Origin of the sequence: Variovorax boronicumulans, from assembly GCF_029892485.1 — a bacterium.
Taxonomy (GTDB): Bacteria; Pseudomonadota; Gammaproteobacteria; order Burkholderiales; family Burkholderiaceae_C; genus Variovorax; species Variovorax boronicumulans_B.
Genome location: NZ_JARXVG010000007.1, coordinates 74,098 through 95,957 on the forward strand (window position 1 = coordinate 74,098; position 21,860 = coordinate 95,957).

16 protein-coding genes and 5 tRNA genes are annotated in these 21,860 nt (G+C 63.3%); 6 read left to right on the plus strand and 15 right to left on the minus strand.

The features are described 5' to 3' along the window. On the plus strand, window positions 1–1,878 hold the full coding sequence (locus M2282_RS17790) for a DUF2075 domain-containing protein (RefSeq protein ID WP_280810110.1): 1,878 nt from the start codon (window positions 1–3) through the stop codon (window positions 1,876–1,878). A gap of 38 nt (window positions 1,879–1,916) precedes the next feature. On the opposite strand, the gene M2282_RS17795 is transcribed toward M2282_RS17790, so the two are convergent. Beyond that, window positions 1,917–2,189 (minus strand): hypothetical protein, encoded by a 273-nt coding sequence (locus tag M2282_RS17795; RefSeq protein WP_280810111.1) that lies wholly within the window; start codon window positions 2,187–2,189, stop codon window positions 1,917–1,919. A gap of 281 nt (window positions 2,190–2,470) precedes the next feature. Here M2282_RS17795 and M2282_RS17800 point away from each other — a divergent pair, with 281 nt between their 5' ends. From M2282_RS17800 to M2282_RS17810, 3 genes are all read left to right on the plus strand, one after another. Next, entirely contained in the window at window positions 2,471–3,913 is a 1,443-nt protein-coding gene (locus M2282_RS17800; RefSeq protein WP_280810112.1) for an MFS transporter, read from the plus strand. Between the two features lie 113 nt (window positions 3,914–4,026). Then, complete coding sequence (locus M2282_RS17805; protein WP_280810113.1) at window positions 4,027–4,989, plus strand: phosphate acetyltransferase; 963 nt, start codon at window positions 4,027–4,029, stop codon at window positions 4,987–4,989. 224 nt (window positions 4,990–5,213) lie between these two features. Then, window positions 5,214–7,013 carry an Ig-like domain-containing protein gene (locus M2282_RS17810; RefSeq protein ID WP_280810114.1) on the plus strand — a complete coding sequence of 600 codons (1,800 nt, stop codon included), beginning with the start codon at window positions 5,214–5,216 and terminating at the stop codon, window positions 7,011–7,013. 129 nt (window positions 7,014–7,142) lie between these two features. On the opposite strand, the gene M2282_RS17815 is transcribed toward M2282_RS17810, so the two are convergent. The 14 genes from M2282_RS17815 to M2282_RS17880 all read right to left on the minus strand — a co-directional run bounded on the left by M2282_RS17815 (window position 7,143) and on the right by M2282_RS17880 (window position 19,416). After that, on the minus strand, window positions 7,143–8,000 hold the full coding sequence (locus tag M2282_RS17815) for a hypothetical protein (protein WP_280810115.1): 858 nt from the start codon (window positions 7,998–8,000) through the stop codon (window positions 7,143–7,145). Between the two features lie 2 nt (window positions 8,001–8,002). Beyond that, the gene (locus M2282_RS17820; protein WP_280810116.1) at window positions 8,003–8,743 is read right to left on the minus strand and encodes a hypothetical protein; all 741 of its coding nucleotides are present in this window, start codon (window positions 8,741–8,743) and stop codon (window positions 8,003–8,005) included. After that, window positions 8,721–9,155, minus strand: a complete 435-nt coding sequence (locus M2282_RS17825; protein ID WP_280810117.1) for a hypothetical protein — start codon at window positions 9,153–9,155, stop codon at window positions 8,721–8,723. Before M2282_RS17825 ends, M2282_RS17820 begins: the two co-directional genes overlap by 23 nt. 11 nt (window positions 9,156–9,166) lie before the next feature. Continuing rightward, window positions 9,167–10,111, minus strand: a complete 945-nt coding sequence (locus M2282_RS17830; protein ID WP_280810118.1) for a DUF6708 domain-containing protein — start codon at window positions 10,109–10,111, stop codon at window positions 9,167–9,169. 5 nt (window positions 10,112–10,116) lie between these two features. Continuing rightward, window positions 10,117–11,070, minus strand: a complete 954-nt coding sequence (locus M2282_RS17835) for a DUF6708 domain-containing protein (RefSeq protein ID WP_280810119.1) — start codon at window positions 11,068–11,070, stop codon at window positions 10,117–10,119. Further along, window positions 11,067–14,204 carry a T6SS effector BTH_I2691 family protein gene (locus tag M2282_RS17840; RefSeq protein ID WP_280810120.1) on the minus strand — a complete coding sequence of 1,046 codons (3,138 nt, stop codon included), beginning with the start codon at window positions 14,202–14,204 and terminating at the stop codon, window positions 11,067–11,069. Before M2282_RS17840 ends, M2282_RS17835 begins: the two co-directional genes overlap by 4 nt. Before the next feature lie 12 nt (window positions 14,205–14,216). Further along, a complete protein-coding gene (locus tag M2282_RS17845; protein WP_280810121.1) occupies window positions 14,217–15,176 on the minus strand; it encodes a hypothetical protein in 960 nt (319 codons plus the stop codon). Next, entirely contained in the window at window positions 15,176–18,025 is a 2,850-nt protein-coding gene (locus M2282_RS17850; RefSeq protein ID WP_280810122.1) for a type VI secretion system Vgr family protein, read from the minus strand. The genes M2282_RS17845 and M2282_RS17850 overlap by 1 nt, the downstream gene beginning before the upstream one ends. Window positions 18,026–18,455: 430 nt before the next feature. Continuing rightward, window positions 18,456–18,525, minus strand: a tRNA-Cys gene (locus M2282_RS17855). Window positions 18,526–18,644: 119 nt separating this feature from the next. Continuing rightward, window positions 18,645–18,720, minus strand: a tRNA-Asp gene (locus M2282_RS17860). Window positions 18,721–18,822: 102 nt separating this feature from the next. After that, a tRNA-Glu gene (locus M2282_RS17865) sits at window positions 18,823–18,898 on the minus strand. A gap of 8 nt (window positions 18,899–18,906) precedes the next feature. Then, window positions 18,907–18,984: transfer RNA gene (locus tag M2282_RS17870), tRNA-Pro, on the minus strand. A 12-nt stretch (window positions 18,985–18,996) separates the two neighbouring features. Beyond that, a tRNA-Leu gene (locus M2282_RS17875) sits at window positions 18,997–19,073 on the minus strand. A gap of 175 nt (window positions 19,074–19,248) precedes the next feature. Next, a complete protein-coding gene (locus M2282_RS17880; protein WP_280810123.1) occupies window positions 19,249–19,416 on the minus strand; it encodes a hypothetical protein in 168 nt (55 codons plus the stop codon). Between the two features lie 174 nt (window positions 19,417–19,590). Here M2282_RS17880 and M2282_RS17885 point away from each other — a divergent pair, with 174 nt between their 5' ends. Together M2282_RS17885 and M2282_RS17890 are read left to right on the plus strand one after the other, a co-directional pair. Beyond that, complete coding sequence (locus tag M2282_RS17885) at window positions 19,591–20,994, plus strand: DUF2314 domain-containing protein (protein WP_280810124.1); 1,404 nt, start codon at window positions 19,591–19,593, stop codon at window positions 20,992–20,994. 2 nt (window positions 20,995–20,996) lie between these two features. Next, window positions 20,997–21,848 carry a hypothetical protein gene (locus M2282_RS17890; RefSeq protein WP_280810125.1) on the plus strand — a complete coding sequence of 284 codons (852 nt, stop codon included), beginning with the start codon at window positions 20,997–20,999 and terminating at the stop codon, window positions 21,846–21,848. The last annotated feature ends 12 nt before the right edge of the window (window positions 21,849–21,860 follow it).

A 21,860-nucleotide genomic window follows, 5' to 3' on the forward strand; every position in this document is an offset into this window, starting at 1 on the left:
GTGATCGTCTACGAGGCCGACAAGAAGCAATTTCTCAGCGACAACAACGACCGAGACATCGAAGACGTCATCCTCGCCAAGTACTTCAGCGCCACCGGCCGCAAGGTGCCTGCGGCGGAGATGAGGTCGTGGAGGGATTCGCTGGGCTACATGTCGCGGGTCCTCAGCGATTCGGAAATCCCGAACGACGTGGGCGTCGCCGTCGAGCTTCATATCCCGCAAAGCTCTAAGCGCATCGACATCAGCCTGACCGGGCGAGGTCACGACGAGTCGAAAAACGTCGTGATCGTGGAGCTCAAGCAATGGGACAAGGTGAAGTCTTCGACCAAGGACGCACTGGTCAGCACCTATCTCGGCGGAGGGCACCGAGAGGTCGTTCATCCCTCGTACCAAGCCTGGTCCTATGCCTCGTTGATGGAGGGCTTCAACGAAGCGGTCTACTCCGGCGGCATCTCGGTTCAAGCCTGCGCGTACCTACACAACTACGAGCGCGATGGCGTCATCGATTCAGACCACTACGCCGGCTACATCGCGAAGGCGCCGCTGTTCCTTCGGGGCGAGACCGAGCGGGGCTTGCTGCGCAACTTCATCAAGCAGCACATCAAGTTCGGCGACCCGAGCGTGCTCTATGAGTTGGCGAACGGCCGCATCAGGCCGTCGAAGGCGCTCAGCGAAAGCCTCGCTGGTTTGCTCAAGGGCAATGCAGAGTTCATCTTGATCGATGACCAGAAAGAGGTCTACGAGAACATCCTGGCCGCAGGTCGAGCCGCATCGAGCGCGAGCCCAAAGGTGGTGATCGTCGAAGGCGGGCCGGGGACTGGCAAGACGGTTCTCGCCATCAATGCACTCGTCGCCTTGATGGGCGCGGGCTTGAACTGCAAGTACGTTTCAAAGAACGCAGCGCCGCGGCGCGTGTACGAAACCAAGCTAGCCGGCACGATGACGCGCACGCATTACTCCAACCTCTTCACGGGCTCCGGTGGATTCATCGACACGCCGAACGACCAGTTCGACGTGCTCATCGTGGACGAGGCCCATCGCTTGAACGAGAAGAGCGGCTTGTACGGCAACCTCGGCGAGAACCAGGTCAAGGAACTCATCGCCGCCGCCAAGTGCACGGTGTTCTTCATCGATGAGGATCAGCGCGTGACGCTGAGCGACATCGGCACCAAGAAGACAATTCGCGACTTCGGCATCGACAAGGGCGCGGAGGTGTCGGAGCACGAACTGGCCTCTCAGTTCAGGTGCAGCGGCTCGGACGGCTACATCGCGTGGCTGGACGACACGCTTGACGTGCGAACGACAGCGAACAAGACGCTCACTCCGGCCGAGTTCGACTTCAAGGTATTCGGCACGCCCGACGAGCTTCATGCATCGATCGCAGCGAAGAACACATCGGGCACCGCACGCGTCGTGGCCGGCTATTGCTGGCCGTGGACCAGCAAGAAAGACCCGAAGGCGTTCGACATCGTCATCGGTGACTACCGCAAGCGTTGGAACCTTGATGTGGACGGCAGCTTGTGGATCATCGCGCCCAACTCGATCAACGAAGTCGGCTGCATTCACACCTGCCAAGGGCTGGAAGTCGACTACATCGGGGTGATCATCGGGCCGGACCTGATCGTGCGTGACGGCTGCGTCAAGACCGTTCCATCGGCGCGAGACCGGTACGACAAGACGTTGCGTGGCTACAAGGTTCGGTTCAAGGCCGATCCCAAAAAGGCCGCTGCAGAGGCCGAGCTCATCATCAAGAACACCTATCGCACGTTGATGACGCGAGGCATGAAGGGGTGCTACGTCTACTGCAGCGACGAAGAGACCGCTGCTTACTTTCGCGCCCGGCTGTCACCCGGTGCGGTCGCTGCGGGCGGGCCATGAGGATTGGCGGTGAGCTGTGACGCCCACCGGCCGACGACTCAGGCCTTCTGCTGATCCATCGCGTGGAGTCTCTTCAGGAGTTCTTGCAAGAGCCGGGCGATGTCATCCGCCAGATCGGCCGCAATCCACATGATGTTGCCCCGATGCCGCGCCCCGATCGAATCGAACAACTCCTGCTCGTCCCCGTAGCAGCAGTTCAGCAGAGACCGCAATTGGGTCAACTTGTTCTCAAGAATGTCGACAGCATCCTGCTGGTCGGTTGCGTCGTGGGAAGTGGGCGAGTTTTGCCCGGCGATAATTCGATCAGCCATTTGATGTGCGCTCCTGCCAAGTTGTTGCACGTTGATTGGTCAGACGGCCATGGTGTTAGCGCACCTTGGCCGTCGCCTTTTCTGCCTCACATCGACATCGCTGCGGTGTGCATTTCGATGTGCCGCCGTGAGGCGCGGCGGTCGACAAATATAAGAACAGAAGCGCTTCAACAGCGCGCTCGCGCGCCGAACAAATCGCGCATCGAGCCAACTTTGCCCACATCGGCAAACCAAAACAAAATGGCCTTCTGTCGCGGCATCCGTCACGGCCATCCACCGACATGCAAGACCCACTCATGACACCGGCCGCCGCCGCGCCCCGCAGCCGGCGCATCGCCTTCCTCGTCGCCGCCGCGTTCTTCATGGAGAACCTCGACGCCACCGTCATCACCACCGCGGTGCCGGCCATGGCGCAGAGCTTCGGCGTGGCGCCGGTGGCGCTGTCCATCGGCATCAGCGCCTACCTGCTGGCGCTGGCGGTGTTCATTCCGGTGAGCGGCTGGGTGGCCGACCGGTTCGGTGCGCGCCAGGTGTTCGCGGGCGCGATCCTCGTCTTCACGCTGGCCTCGGTGGCCTGCGGCCTCGCGCAGAGCCTGCCGATGTTCGTGGCGGCGCGCATCCTGCAGGGCATCGGCGGGGCGCTGATGGTGCCGGTGGGTCGGCTGGTGGTGCTGCGCAGCACGCCCAAGAGCGGGCTCGTGAAAGCCATTGCCACCATCACCTGGCCCGGGCTGGTCGCGCCGATCCTGGGCCCGCCGCTGGGCGGCTGGATCGCCAGCGCGTGGACCTGGCACTGGATCTTCTTTCTCAACGTGCCGCTGGGCGCCGTGGCGCTGGTGCTGGCCCTGCGCTGGATCGACGGCGCACCGGGGCAGCGGCGGCCGTTCGACTGGCCCGGCTTCGTTGCCAGCGGCGCGGGTCTTGCCGCGCTGATGTATGGGCTCGACCTGCTGAGCCACACCGCGATCGACTGGCCCCAGGCGCTGGCCTTCGTGGCGGGTGGAGCGTGTTCGCTCGCGTGGGCGCTGTGGCACCTGCGGCGCGCGAGCCATCCGCTGGTCGACCTGTCGGCTTTCGGCGTGCAGACCTTCCGGGTGTCGGTGTTCGGTGGGTCGCTGTTTCGGGTGGCGATCAGCACGGCGCCGTTTCTGCTGCCGCTGATGTTCCAGCTGGCCTTCGGCTTCAGCATGGTCGCCTCGGGCTTCATGATGCTGGCGCTGTTCGCGGGCAACCTGGGCATGAAGCCGGCCACGAGCTGGGTGATGCGGCGCCTCCGCTTTCGCGGCACGCTGGTGGTCAACGGCGTGCTGATGGCGCTGGGGTTCGTGGCCTGTGCGGCGCTGTCACCGGACACGCCGCGCGCGGTGATGGCCGCGGTGATGGTGGTGGGCGGCATGTGCCGCTCGATGCAGTTCACGGCCTTCAACACGCTCGCCTTTTGCGACACCACGCCCGCGCAGACCAGCAGCGCGACCACGCTGTTCAGCATGTTCCAGCAGTTGAGCGCGGGCATCGGCATCGCGTTCGGCGCGATCGCGCTGAGCGTGGCCGAACGCTTCACGGGGCACGCCGGCCATCCGGGCGTGGCGGACTTTCGCATTGCGCTGGGGTTGGTGGCGGCGTTGGCACTGCTGGCGCTGATCGACGCGGCGGGCCTGCCGCGCGATGCGGGCGCGCGTGTGAGCGGGCACCGTGGCGCTGCTGCGCCGCAGGCTTCGCGGTGAACGCCTGCTTGCGGCCGGACCTTGGCGAGCGGGCTGGCTGCAAACTGCGCTGACTGCGTCTGCCGAGCCCTTCCGCTCACCCGTTTGCCCATCACCCATCTTCCGGAGTCCGCATGGCGTCTTCATCAACTTCCACCGCTGCACCGCATCCGCACTACGACCGCCTGATCGCCGCCGCCCGCGCCCTCCCCCCGCTGCGCGTTGCGGTGGTGCACCCGGCCAACGCGCTGTCGCTCGAAGCGGCGCTGGCTTCGGCCGCGCTGGGCCTCATCGCCCCGGTGCTCGTCGGCCCGCGCGCGAAGATCGAGGCGGCGGCGCAGGAGGCCGGGGCGAGCATTGCGCACCTCGCCATCGTCGATGCGCCGCACAGCCACGCCGCAGCCGACGCGGCGGTGGCCATGGCCTTGCGCGGCGAGGTCGATGCGTTGATGAAGGGGAGCCTGCACACCGACGAGCTGATGGGCGCGGTGGTGCGGCGCGAGGGAGGCCTTCGAACTTCGCGGCGCATCAGTCACTGCTTCGTGATGGACATTCCGGGCCACCCGCAGCCGCTGATCATTTCGGACGCGGCGATCAACATCGCGCCCACGCTCGAAGAGAAGGTCGACATCGTGCAGAACGCCATCGACCTGGCGCATGCGCTGCTGATGCCGGCCGTGCGGGTGGCGATTCTCTCGGCCACCGAAACGGTGAACGCCAAGGTGCCCTCCACGCTCGACGCCGCCGTGCTCTGCAAGATGGCCGACCGCGGCCAGATCACCGGCGCGCAGCTCGATGGCCCGCTCGCGCTGGACAACGCCATCGACGCGGAGGCCGCGCGCATCAAGGGCATCGTCTCGCCGGTGGCCGGCCGCGCGAACGTGCTGATCGTGCCCGACCTGGACGCGGGCAACATGCTCGCCAAGAGCCTCACCTTTCTGGGCGGCGCCTATGCGGCGGGCATCGTGCTGGGCACGAAGGTGCCGGTGATCCTGACGAGCCGCGCGGATTCGGAATCGGCGCGGCTGGCGTCTTGTGCAGTGGCTTCGATGCTGGCGAAGGCGGGGCGGGAGCGGACGATCAAGGCGGTCGGATAAAGGCCCGTATCGACGTCGTTCCAAGAGCGAGCGCAAGCGCTGGAATCGCTCGAAGTTGCAAATTACAGACAAAAAGTGTTTCAGTAATGTAAGTAACACTACTTTTGTTCGCTTGTAAACCACTAAACTTACACTTTTGAAACAAGTTTACGTGGTCAATGCGCGCTCTTTCTTTGTTGCACTCCAGTGCGCGTCACCTCGGTGTTGTGCTTTGCTGTTTCACCGTGCTGCTGAGCACCGGCGCCAGGGCTGCGTTGAACGAGGTCGGCCAGGCCACGCCCAGCGTCCATCGGCTGAAGCTTTTCGTCGATCCGCAGTTGGCTGATGGCATCGGCGCCGCGGAAGCGGGCCGGCGCCTTGCGCAGTACGTGGCCGACGTCAACACGGTGTTCACGCGCGAGACGGTGCGCAGCTTCGTGTTCGATCCGGTCAACGACCTGCAGCTGATCGTCCCCGCCGATGCGCCGCCCTGCAGCCACAGCGGGCTAGTCAACGGCGAGATCGCGGTGTGCATCTCGAAATCGACCCGGGGCTACAGCCACGGCGGCCTTGCGGCGAGCTGGACCTTTCCGCAGAAGGGCGTGGCCTGGAACCTGAACTGGATCGCGATTCACGACCCGCTGCGCCTGTCGCGCGACATCACGAAGGCCGCGCCCGAGTCCACCGAAAAAGACTACCTGGGCCGCCAGCTCAAGACGCTGCTGCACGAGCTGGAGCATGTGTTCGGCGCCGGCGCGGGCGAGTACTACAACACCGCGATGGTGAAGGACACCACCGGCACCGCGCCGCAGGCCGACCTGGCACTGATGAGCGACACCGACCGCTACTGGTGGACGCGACAGAGCTGGCGGCTCGATCCGCTGCTGGGCACCGTCTTCGAGCAGCGGCGCGATCCGGCGACCAACCGCGTCATCACGCTGAACATGATCCGCTTCACGGCGGGCACCAAGGCCAACATCAACACCGACTGGAGCGATTGGCCGAAGTACGGCACGTCGAAGTTCATGGCGGGCACGACGGCCACGCAGGTGCGCATCACCGATCGCGCGACGGGTGCCGCGCTGGCGGGCGCGCAGGTGTCGGTGTGGCGCAATGCGGGCACGTCGACCGAGCAGCCGATGGTCTTGCTCGCGCAGGGCAAGGCGGACGAAGCGGGCCGCTTCGCGTTCGACTGGGCGTGCGGCTTCACCTGCTTCAACAGCGCGAAGTCGACGCTGCTGGTGAAGGCCTCGGCACCGGGCCGGGCACCGCTGGCGAACTGGTTCACCATCTTCGATGCGTTCGAGCAGAAGGCGGTGAAGGGGCAGTCGACCTTCACGATCGACATGGCACTCGGCGGCGTGGACAACGTGCCGCCGACGGTGTCGGTCTCGGCACCCGCGATGGCGACGCTGGGGCAGCCGGTCACCATCGCGCCCGCGGTGGTGGACAACGTGGGCGTGTGGGGCGTGAAGGTGGCGGGGGCGGACGGCATCCCGATCTGCACCTTCGAAGCCCCGCCCTTCACCTGCACCTGGACGCCGATGACGCCGGGCATGCAGACGATCCGCGTGATCGGCGTGGATGCAGCGGGCAACTCCGCGATGGCGACTGCGAATGTGATGGTGAATGCGCCGGCGGACATGGCGCCGCCTGTGGTGTCGGTGGCCGTGCCGGCGGCGACGGGGGTCAGCAGGACGACGACGCTTTCCGCGGCGGCGCAGGCGAATGCGGGGATCGCGGAGCTCCAGTTCATCGTGGATGGGAAGACGCTGTGCACGGTGAAGGCCGCGCCGTACACGTGCAACTGGACGCCGGGTGCGGCAGGCTACGCGAGCATCGAGGCGCGGGCTGTGGATGCGATGGGCAACGTCGCTAGCGTGTCGGCGAATATGCAGGTGAATGCGCAGGTCACGCCGTATCGGGCACTGGCGTTGAAGGAAGGCGAGAAGGATGTGGCGGATGTGCTGACGCAGGCGCCGACGCCGGTGGCGGCGCCGAAGGTTCGGACGGCTGTGGCTGCGAGGGATCGGAGCAGGTCTTGAGGCTGAGCGAGTAGCCGCCTCGCGCGAGTCGCGTCCGCCGCCGATCGCTGCGATTGCCTTTGGTCAACATCGCTTGCCAGCGTGCGCCCCCTTCTGCGCCCATCGAAAGCTACCTGCCGCAGCAAACGCTCACGAAATCATCGATAGCTTTCCGTCTTCGATGGCTTGTTTGTAGTCATGCGTATTCCTGATGCGTTCCGACGAGACATCCAGAATTGCCGGCCGCGGGGGAAGCGTGAAGGTTCCTTCTCTCAACTCTCGCACCTTGGATGCGACGAGCTTGCTGTGCCTTCGCGATTCCACGAGAGAAAGCTGGTAGTTGTTCAGATTGACCTGCTCAGGCTCCGCAAAGCCCAGGAGCCGAAACACTTCGGTAGAGGGCTTTGCGAGTGTCTGCATGTCTTTGTTGGCCCAGAGAGCCAAGCCTGCCGTCAATACGGCTGCACCTGTCATGCCCAACGCCTGGTATTTGACGAAGCCCACATGCTCCTTGACGAAAAAATAGCTCAATGCCCAGCAGATGCTCGCAAACGCGAACCCCCAAAAAGCAAGCTTCCATTTCGCCCTTGTCTCCGCGCCAACGCCCCAAGCGTGCCCCACCCAGACCAATCCCTGCTGCTCGTCCAGAATTCCGCGCGCAACAACCACGCCACCACTCCGTGACGCAGCCAGCCGAACCCGGTTGCCTTCCTTGAGCAGTTGCGCCCCAGCGAACTGCCCGCACACGACCTGATCGCCAATCAGACACGCGAAGTTCTGCGTATCTTCACCGTCATACATTGCCAGCATTGCGGCATTGGCGGCTTGGCCGAACAGGTCGCCCACCGCCGCCCCGACGCCTGCGAGCACGCTCGCTTGCTTGTAGTGCTTATCGATTTTCCGTAGCAGGTTCTCGCGGCCCTCCGACACATGCAGTTCGGCAACTACACCTTCCAGTAGAAACATGCCTGATTCAGACCCGGTCTTCGGTTCCGGCAAAACGCTCACGATCAACCTCCAACGCCGACGGCTTGCGCGGCCTCTTCAAGTGCAGTCAGGTCCTGGACGGAACCGCCACTGAAATACTCCTCAGTCACTTGGCGCCCCAACCAGTTGCTTGAAGTCTTGACCTTCCTGAAAACACATTTCTCGCACCAATTTTGAAGATCGTCGTCTTTGAGCAGCAGATAGCCAATTTCGAGTCCGGTCCAGATCAAGCCGATCAGGTTGATACGCGCCACCCACACCAGCAATCGAACACGCATTGCGAGCCTGCCCGCCCAACCTGCAAGCGTTGTCAGCGCCCTGTATCGGAGCGAATGCTCTGCAAACCTTTTGACAAAGTGCCCAAGAAAAGGCTTTGCATATGAAAACGCCGCTGCCATGGTGAGCCCGGCGCTCACGAATCCGGTCAAGGCGCGAGCGCCATAGATCACGGCGAGTGCGCGATCTGTTTTCTTGTCGAAGATCTTCATCGTATCCAGAATCGCACTGCAAAGCCCCGCAGCTCCGCCCAGCGCACCCGCCCACAATTTGAACCCGCCTCGCACAATGTCCGCCCCCTTGTTGATGGCGTTGATGTCGGTGTAGGGCTGAATCTCTCGAACGGACTTTGTGGCGGAATAGAAGGTGTCCATCACGATGCCGGCTACCGCCATCGCGGAGCCTCCCACCTCCAGGTTGACCTGCCCCCTCCCGGCCGTACCAGCGTAATGGCAGTGAAGTCCGTCAACTTGGAGAATGACGGACATGAGAAAGAGCAGATACACCGAGGAGCAGATCATCGGTTTCATCAAGCAGGCCGAGTGCGGCTTGCCTGCCCTGCTCGACGAAGTAAACGCGCCGGTTCAGGCGATCGAAGTAGATCGGGGCTTCGCTGGGGGAAAAGAGTTCGAAGTAGGCGCCTATGAGGCAGCTGATTGAACTGCAAAAAATGCTCCAGAAGAAGAGTCCGTAGTGACCTTCTTCGTAGCTCCAAGCTATCACATCACCCAAAAAGTAGAAGGCAACAACTGCTGCTACCAACCCAATGGTTGTGACAACTCCCCCCGCACTCACCAGCGATCCGCCATCCAGTTCAATGGCGTTCTGGTAGACCCCTGTCAATCGTCCCTGGTGCCCTGCTTGATGACTACCCGGCACATCCTTTCTGTAGCGGCTCACAAGGTTTCCGATCAGACGATTTCCTTCGCAGCATCGCCCTCGGGCCGCAGCTTGTGCGTCGAGTCGGCGTTCAGGTCTTCTTCTGTGATCGGTGCGCCCAGCGCGTCCTTGACCTCTTGCGGCCAGTGCACCGTGCGGGCTGTCCACACGACCAAGCGATTGACGAAGAAGAATGGAATGAACAGCGGAATGCACAGGTGCTGCCAGAACTGGGTGAACGGGGCTTCGCGCCAGTCTTTCCAGTAATTCTTCTTGCGCTGTTTCAGCGCTTCGATCATGTCGAACTTGCCACCCTTCAATGGAGGCGCCTCACCGGCGAGCAAAGGCGGAGCATCGTCATCCATGTAGCGACGGATGTACTCCCACAAGGCGCCGGGAAATTCGACATTTGAAATCACGTAGCTCGCCATGATGGTCGGGTCGTTTGCGCTGTTGCGGACCAGAAAGACCAAGTGATGGATGCGCCGCAGGCTGGTAGGGCTACCGCCCATGGTGGCGTGATGCTCGACATCGATCAAAGACCAGTCGGCCCAGCAGGGAGAACGCTTCTTGCCCTGCTCGACGAAGTACACGCGCCGGTTCAGGCGGTCGAAATAAATTGGGGCTTCGCTAGGGGAAAAGAGTTCGAAATAGGCGCCAATAAGAAACACCGATCCAAAAGAGAAGAACGAAAACAGCATCAACCCGAAGCCCAGTTCAGCCCAGGTTGTCTTATTCAGGATAGGGAACACATATGCGGCAATCAATCCTGCGATAAGGCCAAACGTCGTCACATACCCTCCGGCGCTCACCAGCGACCCGCCATCCAGTTCAATGGCGTTCTGGTAGACCCCTGTCAATCGTCCCTGGTGCCCTGCTTGATGACTACCCGGCACATCCTTTCTGTAGCGGCTCACAAGGTTTCCGATCAGGCTCTCCTGCCGCGCCTCGTCGGTGCTCTGCCCACTGACGTTCAACCCGATCAGACGATTTCCTTCGCAGCATCGCCCTCGGGCCGCAGCTTGTGCGTCGAGTCGGCGTTCAGGTCTTCTTCTGTGATCGGTGCGCCAAGCGCGTCCTTGACCTCTTGCGGCCAGTGCACCGTGCGGGCTGTCCACACGACCAAGCGATTGACGAAGAAGAATGGAATGAACAGCGGAATGCACAGGTGCTGCCAGAACTGGGTGAACGGGGCTTCGCGCCAGTCTTTCCAGTAATTCTTCTTGCGCTGTTTCAGCGCTTCGATCATGTCGAACTTGCCACCCTTCAATGGAGGCGCCTCACCGGCGAGCAAAGGCGGAGCATCGTCATCCATGTAGCGACGGATGTACTCCCACAAGGCGCCAGGAAATTCGACATTTGAAATCACGTAGCTCGCCATGATGGTCGGGTCGTTTGCGCTGTTGCGGACCAGAAAGACCAAGTGATGGATGCGCCGCAGGCTGGTGGGGCTGCCGCCCATGGTGGCGTGATGCTCGACATCGATCAAAGACCAGTCGGCCCAGCAGGGAGAACGCTTCTTGCCCTGCTCGACGAAGTACACGCGCCGGTTCAGGCGATCGAAGTAGATCGGGGCTTCGCTGGGGGAAAAGAGTTCGAAGTAGGCGCCTATGAGGCAGACGATTGAACTGCAAAAGATGCTCCAGAAGAAGAGTCCGTAGTGACCTTCTTCGTAGCTCCAAGCTATCACATCACCCAAAAAATAGAAGGCAACAACTGCTGCTACCAACCCAATGGTTGTGACAACTCCCCCCGCACTCACCAGCGACCCACCATCCAGTTCAATGGCGTTCTGGTAGACCCCTGTCAATCGTCCCTGGTGCCCCGCCTGATGACTGCTCGGCGCATCCTTGCTGTAGCGGCTTACCAGGTTGCCAATCAGGCCTTCCTGCCGAGCTTCGTCGGTGCTCTGCCCGCTAACATTCAGTCCAGTCATCCATATATCCCAAAGTTGCCACGGGGGCGGTAGGTCTTGTCTTTGCCATCAGAGCGTCGAGGTGCTTCTTTGCCGCGTTGCTCGCGCTTGTTACTCTCCGCAATCTCGCTTGCATTCTCGGTCTCGTAGTACAGCGCAGCCAACCAGTTCTGCTCTTCCTTCAGATTTCTGAACCTCGCCTCCTTGTTCACACCGTCGTCCTTGAGCTGGGGATCGGACTTGTCCTTGCCGAAGTAGCTGCGACCGGCCCAACGCTGGTATTCGTTGCGCTTACTCACCTCGGCGTATACATAGGCAGCCAAACCGACGAGCAGCAAGATCAGGCCGACACCGGTGATGGCGCTTGCGACCACAGCCCCTGCGCCCGCAGCAACAGCCGCTTCGGCAGCGACCGCACCAGCAACACGAGTCAGAACAAAGCGGGCAACACCTCGCGTCGCCGCGCCTTTGGCAAGCGCGTCGACAGTTGCAACAGTGCCAGTAGCGCCCGTCACAACAAATGAGAACTGAGAGTATCGGTACCCCAGCATTGCCTCTGCATCCCCAGCCTTCCCCGCATCCCCCGCCTTCTTCGCCATAAAGATCACCGCAAACACACTCCCCGCCACACCCGTTGCCGCCGCGAATGTCCTGAGCACCGCCAGCTTGGTACTGACGACGGCCAAATGCTCCCCGCCCTCCTTCATCAGGAGCGCCGCCTTGTGCTGGCTGGCCCACACCTCGGCAGCCGCACCCAGCAGCCCGCTCGTGCTGTCGGCCACGCCCATGACGGCCTCGTTCAATTTGCCCTGATCGCGATCCGCCTTGTCCAGTTCGGCCAGCAGCTTCGGAATGCCCTGATACAGCCCCAACGCCTGCACGCCCATCGCAGAAATCGCCAAGCGTCCGTCGATGCTGTTGAAGCCCAGTTCTTTCTTGATGGCCTGGCGTTCCAGCACGGCAACGACCTCTGCGGCCGTTTGCGTGCCCTTGATACCCTGGCCCCGGGCTCGGGCAATCACTTCCTCCAGACTCTGCGGTGCGGGGCCGCCGGTAGGCGCCACGACGACGCGACCGCCTTTGACATCGACCGCCTTGAGCTTGCCCTCATGCACTTTTTGCGCGGTAGCTACATCGGTCACGGCAACGAGGGTCGCCAGATGGCCCCGCTGCACGACCACGGGGACCATCCTGCTGGTGTTCACCTCGGGCATGTAGCTCTTCATCACGCGGGCGACGTCAGCGCTGTCCAGGTCGACCTTGAGCAGCACGGCCACCGACAGTGCCGCCTTGTCGCCACCAGGGCGCGAGGCTTCAACGGCCAGTTCAAGCTGGCGCTGCGCAACGGTCAGAAGCGGTGCCGTCGCAAGGTAGCGCCGCATAGATGCGGAAGGCGGTGCCGTGGGTTTGCCCATGGCCATGGCCGCCATTTGCAGCGCACCGGCAATGAAGGCTGCAGTCTGCCCGGCCGCCAATGCCATCAGCCGCGGATGCAGCCAGCCGAAGCGCCGGCCCAGGTCATGGGTGAGCAACCCGCGCAGCAGGTCGATGGTCTTGTCGCGCACGTCGCCCTGCTCGCTCTGCGGGTCGTCGCTGCGATCCCACGTGCCCAGCAGCAATGCCTTGGCACTGGCGATGACGCTCTTCTGGTTGCCATACATCGCACGCAGCGCAGGCGCTCGCGGATCGGCAAGGTCCTTCAGGCCCGGCTCGATCACGTTCTGCATGTAGCGCTCGCCGTGTTTCTCGAACACCAGGGGCTGGGGCTGGTGGATGAGGCCACTCTCCTGCGCGTAGATAAGGCCCGGGCAAACGGGCGCGGTCGGCTTGTTGGGCTCGTTTTCGTCGAAGTGCTGCTCGAAGTAGTCGAGCGTGCGCGCCTTGCAGGTGATCTCGAGCCAATCTTCTTCCGCATCGCGAACGTAAGCCTCGCGCGTTTTCTCGTTGCTGCGGTGCTGGTCCCACCACTGGGCGCGTTTGGATTCGTCGATCTGGTCGGCAATCGATTGCCAGTTCTTGGCGCCCAACTTCTTGCCGCTGTCTTCTGTCTCCTGGTTGCGGTGACGGCCCAAGGGGGTGTCACCGCCACGCATGCGGCCTGCCGGGCTGCCATCGGGCGCCAAGGAGCCGTCAGGCAACGGCTGCCACACGAAGTCGCCGCGCTTGGCATAAGGCATGCTGTTCTTCATGCGATCCCACTCGGCTTGCGACGTGGTGCTCCAGGCTTTCTCTTGCGCCTCGATCGCCCCGGCCGCCAGCACTTGCTGGTGCAGCGCCTCAAGCGCCACATGGCTGGCCAGCGGCCAGGCCACCCGGGGGACCAGAAGCTGTTGCTTGGCCCAACGATCGGTCGCCAGCCGGATGCCGTTGAGGTCGGCCGACAGACCCACGGGATCGGGAATGGCGAGCACCTGTTCCCTGCCAGCGGTGTCCGAACTGGACTCGGCCTGTTTTTTCATGACGGCGGCAAGACTCTTGGCCGCGGTCGTCTCGTCTTCGCCGGGCTTGCACATCGGCGCGGGATAGAACGGCGTGGCGCTCTCAACGCCTGCATGCGTGAGTTCCGACAAAGCGTAGTCGGCAACGTAACGTTGAATGTCGCCCGCCTCGGCCTTGAAGCCGCTGGGTTGCTTTGCAAGAGCCAGGTTCACTTCCACCATGCCGGCCTGCGTGCGCGCGTCGGCGCTCTGCGCCATTCTGGCTTTGATGGCATCGCTCCAGAAATTCATGCTGAAGCCGATCCAGACCTTGCCGACGATGTTGGGCTCCTCGATGCAAATGGTGCGCACATCGTGTGGGTGGGTTGACTGGCGGCTGCAGGCAAAGTCCGAACTGCTGTGCGAGAACTCGCCCTCGGGCAGCAGTGCGCCTTGCGCATGCACCTTGTAGACCTCCCATGGCTTGAGCAGCTTCTTCGGCTTGGCGCCCGGGTAGTACACGTACACGTAGCCGCCCTCTCGGAGCAAGCGAAACACATAGCGGGCGCGCTTGAGGGACGGCAGCTCAAGCGCATTGCGATGCACTTCGTTCCGATAGGTGGCCAGACGGTGTGCGTTGGGTGGTGCGATCTCTTGCACGTCGGAAATGGCCGAGGGCCGCACCAGCAAGATCGACAGGCCGCTTTTTTCGCACTTCTTGCAGTTTTCCTTTGCCATGGGAGTGCTCTTTCAGGGATTCTTGGATGTCGACGACATCCAGTTGGCACGTTGCTGCGCCAACACATCGGCCAGCGGCCATTCGTGCAGGATGGTCTCGGCAAGGCAGTGACTCAATCCGGTCCATGCTTCGAACGCCGGGTGTTGCAACGCCTCGGCCGCATGGGCCGACTGGTTCTCAGGGCCAACGAGGCCGAGCTGGCTTGCGCAGCGCACCTTGTACAACGCCCGTGCCGCCGCGTCGCCGGGCAACGGATGGCACACGCGTTGCCAAGCCATCAACGTGCGATTGATGGCCTCGGCCTGCAGCAGCAAGGTCCAATGAGATGCTTCGAGCTTCAATGGCCGTGGTCGTGACTCGCCTGCAGCTCCCTGCAAGCTCTGCAAGTCGAAGTCCATGTCCATGTAGGTCCAAACGGCAATGCCCTGGAGCCCCAAAGACCAATCTATCGAGGGCAAAGGCAACACGTCTTGCAGCCGAGATGCCTGTTGCAGCAAGGCCAGCACGCGCCGGTCTGCCAGGCGCAGGTAGCGGCCGCCGTTGGGTGCTCCCCGTGCGCGGAACAAGGCACTCAGTTGAATTGCCAGTGCCGCTCCATCGCTGCCGTGCGTTTGCAACCAGCCACCGATGCGGCAGGGGCCGCCACCGTCGGCACACGCATTCAAATGCTCCTGCACGGCAGAGATCAGGCTCTGGTCAAGCAGGGGATCGTGACGATCTTCGAGCTCGAGCAGATAGGGTGCTCGTTCAGGCAACACCTTCAGATATTTTGTGTTGATGGGGTGCCGAGGGCGGTCTACCGCGTCAAAACCGTCTGGAGAGCCGCTGAACGCATCGACCAGCAGATAAACGGGCCGGCCGTACGCCAAGCGCGACAACAATGCCGCGGAACATGTCTCGATCAATTTGACGGGGGGCGTGTCCCAAGGCCATGGGGGCAAATTCGGAGCCGGGCTGGCCGAATTACTCATTAGATGACCCCTGCGCCACCATCGGTGGCCCTCTGGTCTGCAGGCGAGCACCCTGTGTACGCTCCACTCGACAAGCTGTTGCTAGCGCTATCCCCCTGCGGCCCCACAAAGTCATGCATCCCCCTGAACGTCACCTTCCCCGGCGCATGGATCTTGATGCTCTCGCCTTCCAGCTTGATGTACGCACCGGCCACCGTCAGCAGCACATGCGTCGGCGCCTCCACATCGACGTTCTTCGTCGTGCTGGCAATCGTCACCTTCTTGTCCGCCGCAATCTTCGTGGCGCCCGTCTGGCTCTGCACGCTCACCTTGCCGCTGGCTGCGTGCAGCGCGATGCCGCGTTCCTGGTTGGGCTCGCTGCCGCCGCTGGCCTTCGCACCCACGGTGTACAGGCTTACCCCCTTGGCCACGCTCACCGCGATCTGCCCTTGCGCGGGCAGGTCGATGTCCTGACTCGCGACGATCGCGGTGTGCTGGCCGCTCACGGCGATCACTTCCTTCGGCGTGACGAAGCCGATGCCCATGGGCGCGCTGAACTGCAAGTGCGGCTCGCTGTATGCGGTGACGCTGCCTTGGCCGCCCTCGGTGGCCTTGATGTCGCCGCTGCTGCTGTTTGCACCGCCCGATGATGCCGCCCCGCCTTCCTGCGTCGCGCCCAGCACTTCGGCCACGTGCTTCAACGCCTCGATGGCCGGCAGCTTGTCCGGTGATTCCTCACCCTTGATCTGCGCCTTCTGCGTCTGCGCACTCTTGGCCAGCGAGGTGGCGAGTTCTTCAGCCTGACTGGTCTGCTGCTGCGCCTCGCGGCTCGCCATGAATGCGCCCTTGGCGTTCGGCTGGGCATGGGCGCTCACGAGCAAGCCTGCGCCGGCGCGGATTGCGCCCTGTGCGGTGGTGGCCAGTTCGGCCCCATGGCCTCGGGCCTTGCCGCGCGCGTTGTCGTCCTGCTGCTTGTGGTGGCCCAGGTGCAGCCGGCTTTGTGCCTGTGTGGTGGCCAGGCTGGTGCTGCCCTGCCCGGGTGTGTCGTCGAAGACGAGCTGGTTGTAGCCGCCGTCGCCGCTCTGGCTGGCGCTCAGTTCCTGGGTCTTGATGCCGGAGAAGACGGCGTTGTGCGCATGCTCCTTGGCCTCCTTGCCTTCGCCGGCGAACCAAGCGGGGGCATTGCCGGTGGATTGGGCTGCACCTGAGGTCTTCTCGTTGTGCTGGGCGTCGGTCTGGCCGGCACCGTTGTACAGCGCCGCAACGACGACAGGCCGGTCGATGTCGCCGTGGTGGAACTCGACCAGCACTTCCTGCCCGACGCGCGGCAGCGTGACCTGCCCCCAGTTGTCGCCGGCCGCGCTGGCGGCCACGCGCACCCAGGCGCCCAAGCGATCGGCGGCGGGGGCGTTGTCCTGGCCGTCGGCGCGGGGTTGTCTTGCGCTCGAGGCGCTGCCGCGCTGCCAGTGGAACTGCACCTTGACGCGGTGGTCGCGGTCGGTGTGCACGGGAGCGTTCTCACCCGCGCCGATCACGATGGCGCTCTGGCTGCCGTGCACGCTGGGCTTGGGGTGGATGCGCTGGCCGTGGCCGTCCACGCTCAGCGGGCGGTAGGGAATGGCCGCGCGCACGGTGGTGAAGTCGTTGCGGTAGTGGGTGGCGGTGTCGGGTGTCGAGGCGGCATTGCCGCTGGCACTGTCACTGTGCTCCGATGCATCGAACACGGTGGCGATGTCCGGCAAGCCCAGGCGTTCACTCACGCCGACTTTGAGGTCTTCGTCGAAGTTGTTGCGCGCGATGTGGCGCACGGCCAGCACAGCGAAGCGGCGGTCCTCTTCGCTGTCCTTGTCGTGCTGCTCATGGCCGGTCAGGGTGAAGGTGGTGGCAGGTGCCAGCGTGCGCACGGCGCTTTGGCCTTCGAAGCGCTTGTTGCGCAATTCGAGGGCCTGCAGGGCGTTGGACAGGAGCCGCTCGCCCTGGGCCGAGGTCTCCCAGCCGTAGGCGCCGGGGTCGTCGCTCCAGTGCAGCGTGCGCTGGCCCGTGGCGCGGCTTTGCTGTTGCACGGGGCGCGCGTTCACGCTCTTGTAGTCCCAGCTCTGCTGCGCCAGGCTGTTGGTCTGCAGCTGGCGGCTGCCGCGCCATTGCTGGATGGTGTCTTCGCTCTCGCTGGCATCGGCGCGGTGAAAGCGGATGGCGGCCTGGGCGTTGGCGCGGAAGGCGCCCGCGTGGTCGGCGATGACGAGGGTGTGGCTGCCGAGCGCGCCGTCCTTGCCTGCGGCGTGTTCGAACCAGTAGTACAGCCCCTCTTCGGCGAGCAGCCGCGCGACGAAGTCGAAGTCGCTCTCGTGGTACTGGGTGGTGATGCCGCGCACGGGGTAGATGTCGCGCTGGGCGATCTCCCAGCGCCATTGCACAGTGAGCTTGCCCTGGCTTTGATACCGCGCGAACACGGCATCGACGATGTCGAACACGCTCTGGTGTTGGAACAGGCAGCTGTCCTGGCGATAGCGCAGGAATGCGAGCCAAGGTTCGATGAAGAGCCGGTAGCGGGCCATGCCGCCGTTGCTCGAGACGCACTCGGCTTCGGTCACGTGGCCGTGGAACGGACGCAGTTCGGTGCGGCTTTGTGCGGTCTGCAGGTCCAGGCGCACGCCCTGGCCCATGAGGGTCTTGAGTTCGATGTGCGCGTCGTCGCTCAACGCGGTGAGTTCGAAGCGGAAGCCGCCGTTGTCCAGGGACTCCAAGCCATCAAGGCGTTCGGCCAAGAGCTTGTTGGCACCCAGGGGCGTGTGCAGCACCAGCAGCCGATCGCGCTGCGTCGTACCCGCGCGCAACTGCGCGCCCAGGGACGCAGAGTTGAAGTCCGCCATGTTTTTCTCTCTCCCCTTGACTCTCGATCCGCCGCTTGCCGCGGCGCCCCCGTAATCCTGCAGCGCAACTTGTCTCAGTTCTTGCAGCGGGCCTTTTGTGGACGAAGCTCAGGCCGATCTGCTGTATTTATTGCCCGGATGCGCAGCGCGTGCGACCGCAGGCCGTGCGCACTTTGTAAATGATATCTCGCACATTCTTATCGGCAAAGACGAAGCTGGCCATGCACAGGGCAAGCAACACGCCAGTGCTACTTTCAGATTACTCGGGACGATGCCATCGTGAAACAACTGTGGGGCGTGACACACACAACATGTCCGGGAAGGTCCGTCGCGGTCCGGAAATTCTGGTCCCAAAACACGAATCGAACGTGTGACACGCGCATGAACAGCGGCCGCCACTGCCAGCTGAGCCATCAGGGGAAAAGAACGGAGGCGCGGCCCGGATTCGAACCGGGCTGGACGGATTTGCAATCCATTGCATGGCCACTTTGCTACCGCGCTAGAAATTCGATGAGTGAGTGGTGGATCGTCTTCGAGTCGAACGAAGTATTCCGAAGAGGCGGGGTTACAGCCCGCTGCAGTCGCCAGTGCTGCTCACGATCCGGATGAAGGTTGTATGTGGCGTTCCGCAGGGGAGTCGAACCCCTGGCTTCCTCCTGGACAGGGAGGCACTCTGGCCACTGAGTTAGCGGAACGAAGAAGAGAAGAAAAAAAATGGCAGGCCCTCAAGGATTCGAACCTTGGATGCCGGGATCAAAACCCGGTGCCTTGGGCCACTAGGCGAAGGGCCATCGAACTGGAGCCTCGTGTGGGATTCGGACCCACGATCACCGGGATGAAAGCCCGGGGTCCTGACCGCTAGACGAACGAGACAAGAAGAATGGTCTGAGTGGCAGGATTTGAACCTGCAGCCTCCTGCTTCCAAGGCAGGCCGTCTACCAGATTGACACTACACCCAGAGAAGAAAAATTTGGTGCCCCAGGGGAGATTCGAACTCCCAGAATTCCGCTTCTAAGGCGGACACGTATGCCGGTTCCGTCACCGGGGCAATAGATGGATAGATGGATGGATGCGCCGCGAACTTTTAATGAACGACCACCGACGCCAAGGCGCGGTGTCATGCAGTGCGATCACTGCGTGTGCGTCGAGTGTTGAAAAACAAAAAAGGCCCGGAACCTTTCGGTGTCCGGGCCTCTGCGTGAGAGAGCTTGGGAGTTGCGCGCTCAAGCGCTTCCTCCACCCGGTGACACCCGATCCTCATAGGCGCAATCCCACAGATTCGCCTGCGCCTGCGGCTGCGGAATGCACAGGCCATTGCAGAGCGCGACGCGCACCAGCGCCTGGCCCGATGCGGGTCGAATGCTTGCGATGCGGAGGGTGGCTGCTTTCACGACGGTTCCTGCGATGTGGATCTGAAAATCTTGCGGTGCAAACCGCGAATGAATCGACTGTAAATAGTCTTTACCAAATCGTCAACCACTGTTGTCGAATATTTTCAGCGGCGCATAAGAGACACCGATCCGGATGCCTTTGCACCGACGCGGCGAGACCACAGAATGACGGCCATGCCCAAGTTCCCTCATTCCTCTTTTCTCGCCGCCGCGCTTGCATGCCTGGTCTCGGCGTTCGTCGCAACGTCTGCCCTGGCAGCGCCGCCGCGTGCTGCACCCGGCGAGCCTGTGGCCGCGGGCTCGCCCCTTGTCGGCCCGATCCATTTTCAGTTCGCCATCTACTACCCGACGCGTCCCGCGACCGATCCGCCGGCCGCGCTGCGCGACCGCCTGGCCAAGCTCGACGGCGCACCGAAGCTCGCACGCACGATGCCCTCGCCGGCCTCGGTGAGCGAAGCGGTCGTGTTCGCGAACTGGAACACCACCACCGTGCAGAAGGAGTACCGGGCACCCAGCATGGAACTGGTCCAGCGCTTTGGCCACGGCCTGTCGCGTGAACAGGCCGAAGCGCTGCAGGGCGCGGACAAGGCACTGATCCTCGACTTCGCGCATCCGGCACCACAAGCCAAGACCGCGCTCTTCAAGGCGACCGAGGTGGCCATGCAGGTCGCGCGCGACAGCAACGGCCTGCTCTGGGACGAAGAAACGCGCGAAGTCTTCACGCCCGACGAATGGCAAAAGCGCCGCATCGATTCGTGGGCCGGCGGCATTCCCGATGTGTCGGACCACACCGTCATCCACGCCTACCGCACCGACACCATGGTGCGCGCCATCACGCTGGGCATGTCGAAGTTCGGCCTGCCCGACGTGGTGGTGAGCGACTTCTCGTGGTCCGGCAGCAAGGCCATGGGCAACCTGGTCAACCTGTTCGCGCAGGCGATGGTCGAAGGCGCCGCCGTCCCGCGCGCGGGGCAGTTCGACCTGGACCTGCGCGCCATCAAGCATGCTGGCATGCGCGATCGCGGGCTGTCGGACCAGAAGGCCAGCGCCACGGCCGTCGCGAAGCTCTCGCTGGTCAATGGCAAATGGGAGAGCGGCGATCCGCAGAACCGGCTCTTCGAGATCCAGTTCGATCGCTACAAGGGTCCCGACCGCTACGCGCAGCAGACCGCGCTGCTGGTCTCGGCCTTCGGATCCGCCGAAGACAAGGTCACCCGCCTCAAGCACAACGACGAGCTGCTCGCGGCCAGCAAGGCCGCCAATGCGCAATTGTCCAGGCTGCGCGACGCGTTCAACAAAGGGCTGCAGCCCGGCGAGTACCTGCTCGTGAAAGCGCCTTTCGAAACCCCCAGCGGCAGCAACGAATGGATGTGGGTGGAGGTCGCGCGCTGGAAGGGCGATGTCATCGAAGGCCTGCTGAAGAACGAGCCCGTCGATGTGCCCAGCCTGCACGCCGGACAGATGGTCAAGGTGTCCCAGGCGAAGGTCTTCGACTACATGCGCCGCCATCCCGACGGGCGGGAAGAAGGCAACGAGACCAGCAAGATCATCGCGCGCATGCAGGGCGGCAAGAAATGAGCATGAGCAAATCCATTCCGATGGAACGCGCCTACCTTCTCCTTGTCGCCCTGGCCGTGTTCGTTGGCTGCTGGCTCGCCCCAATCGACACGCCCGCGCGCGAACAGGTCAACGACGGGTTGAAGCGCGCGCTGACCACCTTTGCCGCCGCACGCGCGTTGGGTGCGGTGGTCTCGGTGGCCCAGGGCACGCAGGTCGATGCCACGCCCGGCGGCGTGGGCGTCAGCTTTGCACCGGGCCAGGCGCTGAAGCCGTTGAACGAATTGATCGAGCAGTTCGCGGCCATCATGCTGGCGGCCAGCGTGTCGTTCGGCGTCCAACTGGTGCTGCTGAACATCGGTGCGCACCAGCTGATGTCTTACCTGGTGTGCGCTGTGGCGCTCGTGTGGATCGCCGCGCGCTGGCGGCGCGGCAGCGCACCGCGCTGGCTGCAATCGGCCTTGATCGGCTTGCTGCTGGTGCGCTTCGCGGTGCCGCTGTGCGCCGTGGCGAACGAAGGCGTGTATCGCATCTTCATGGCCAACGAATACCAAGCGGCCCTGTCCGGCATCGAGAAGTCGCCGACCTCCGTGATCGACGCCACCCAGGAGGCGCCCTCGGCCCAGGAAGGCTGGCGAGAGCGCGTCGAACGCTGGCTCCCCAAGCTGCCCAATCTGAAGGCGACCTACGACCAGATTCTGAAATCGGCCTCCGACTGGGCCGAGCGCATCGTGAAGCTGATCGCGCTCTTCGTGCTGCAGACGATCGTGCTGCCGCTGGCCTTCCTGTTCGTCGCATGGCGGCTGGCGCGAGCGACAGTACGCGGCCCGACGACGGCGACATCAGCATCCTCGCGCCCGATGGCAGCGCGATAGACGACTGGCCGA

What these genes read in the sequence shown, in the direction of transcription:
- M2282_RS17845 (WP_280810121.1), bottom strand. Translation starts at nt 15,176, where the DNA reads ATGAGTAATTCGGCCAGCCCGGCTCCGAATTTGCCCCCATGGCCTTGG.
- M2282_RS17820 (WP_280810116.1), bottom strand. Translation starts at nt 8,743, where the DNA reads ATGTCCGTCATTCTCCAAGTTGACGGACTTCACTGCCATTACGCTGGT.
- M2282_RS17885 (WP_280810124.1), top strand. Translation starts at nt 19,591, where the DNA reads ATGCCCAAGTTCCCTCATTCCTCTTTTCTCGCCGCCGCGCTTGCATGC.
- M2282_RS17835 (WP_280810119.1), bottom strand. Translation starts at nt 11,070, where the DNA reads ATGACTGGACTGAATGTTAGCGGGCAGAGCACCGACGAAGCTCGGCAG.
- M2282_RS17805 (WP_280810113.1), top strand. Translation starts at nt 4,027, where the DNA reads ATGGCGTCTTCATCAACTTCCACCGCTGCACCGCATCCGCACTACGAC.
- M2282_RS17800 (WP_280810112.1), top strand. Translation starts at nt 2,471, where the DNA reads ATGCAAGACCCACTCATGACACCGGCCGCCGCCGCGCCCCGCAGCCGG.
- M2282_RS17840 (WP_280810120.1), bottom strand. Translation starts at nt 14,204, where the DNA reads ATGGCAAAGGAAAACTGCAAGAAGTGCGAAAAAAGCGGCCTGTCGATC.
- M2282_RS17890 (WP_280810125.1), top strand. Translation starts at nt 20,997, where the DNA reads ATGAGCAAATCCATTCCGATGGAACGCGCCTACCTTCTCCTTGTCGCC.
- M2282_RS17795 (WP_280810111.1), bottom strand. Translation starts at nt 2,189, where the DNA reads ATGGCTGATCGAATTATCGCCGGGCAAAACTCGCCCACTTCCCACGAC.
- M2282_RS17850 (WP_280810122.1), bottom strand. Translation starts at nt 18,025, where the DNA reads ATGGCGGACTTCAACTCTGCGTCCCTGGGCGCGCAGTTGCGCGCGGGT.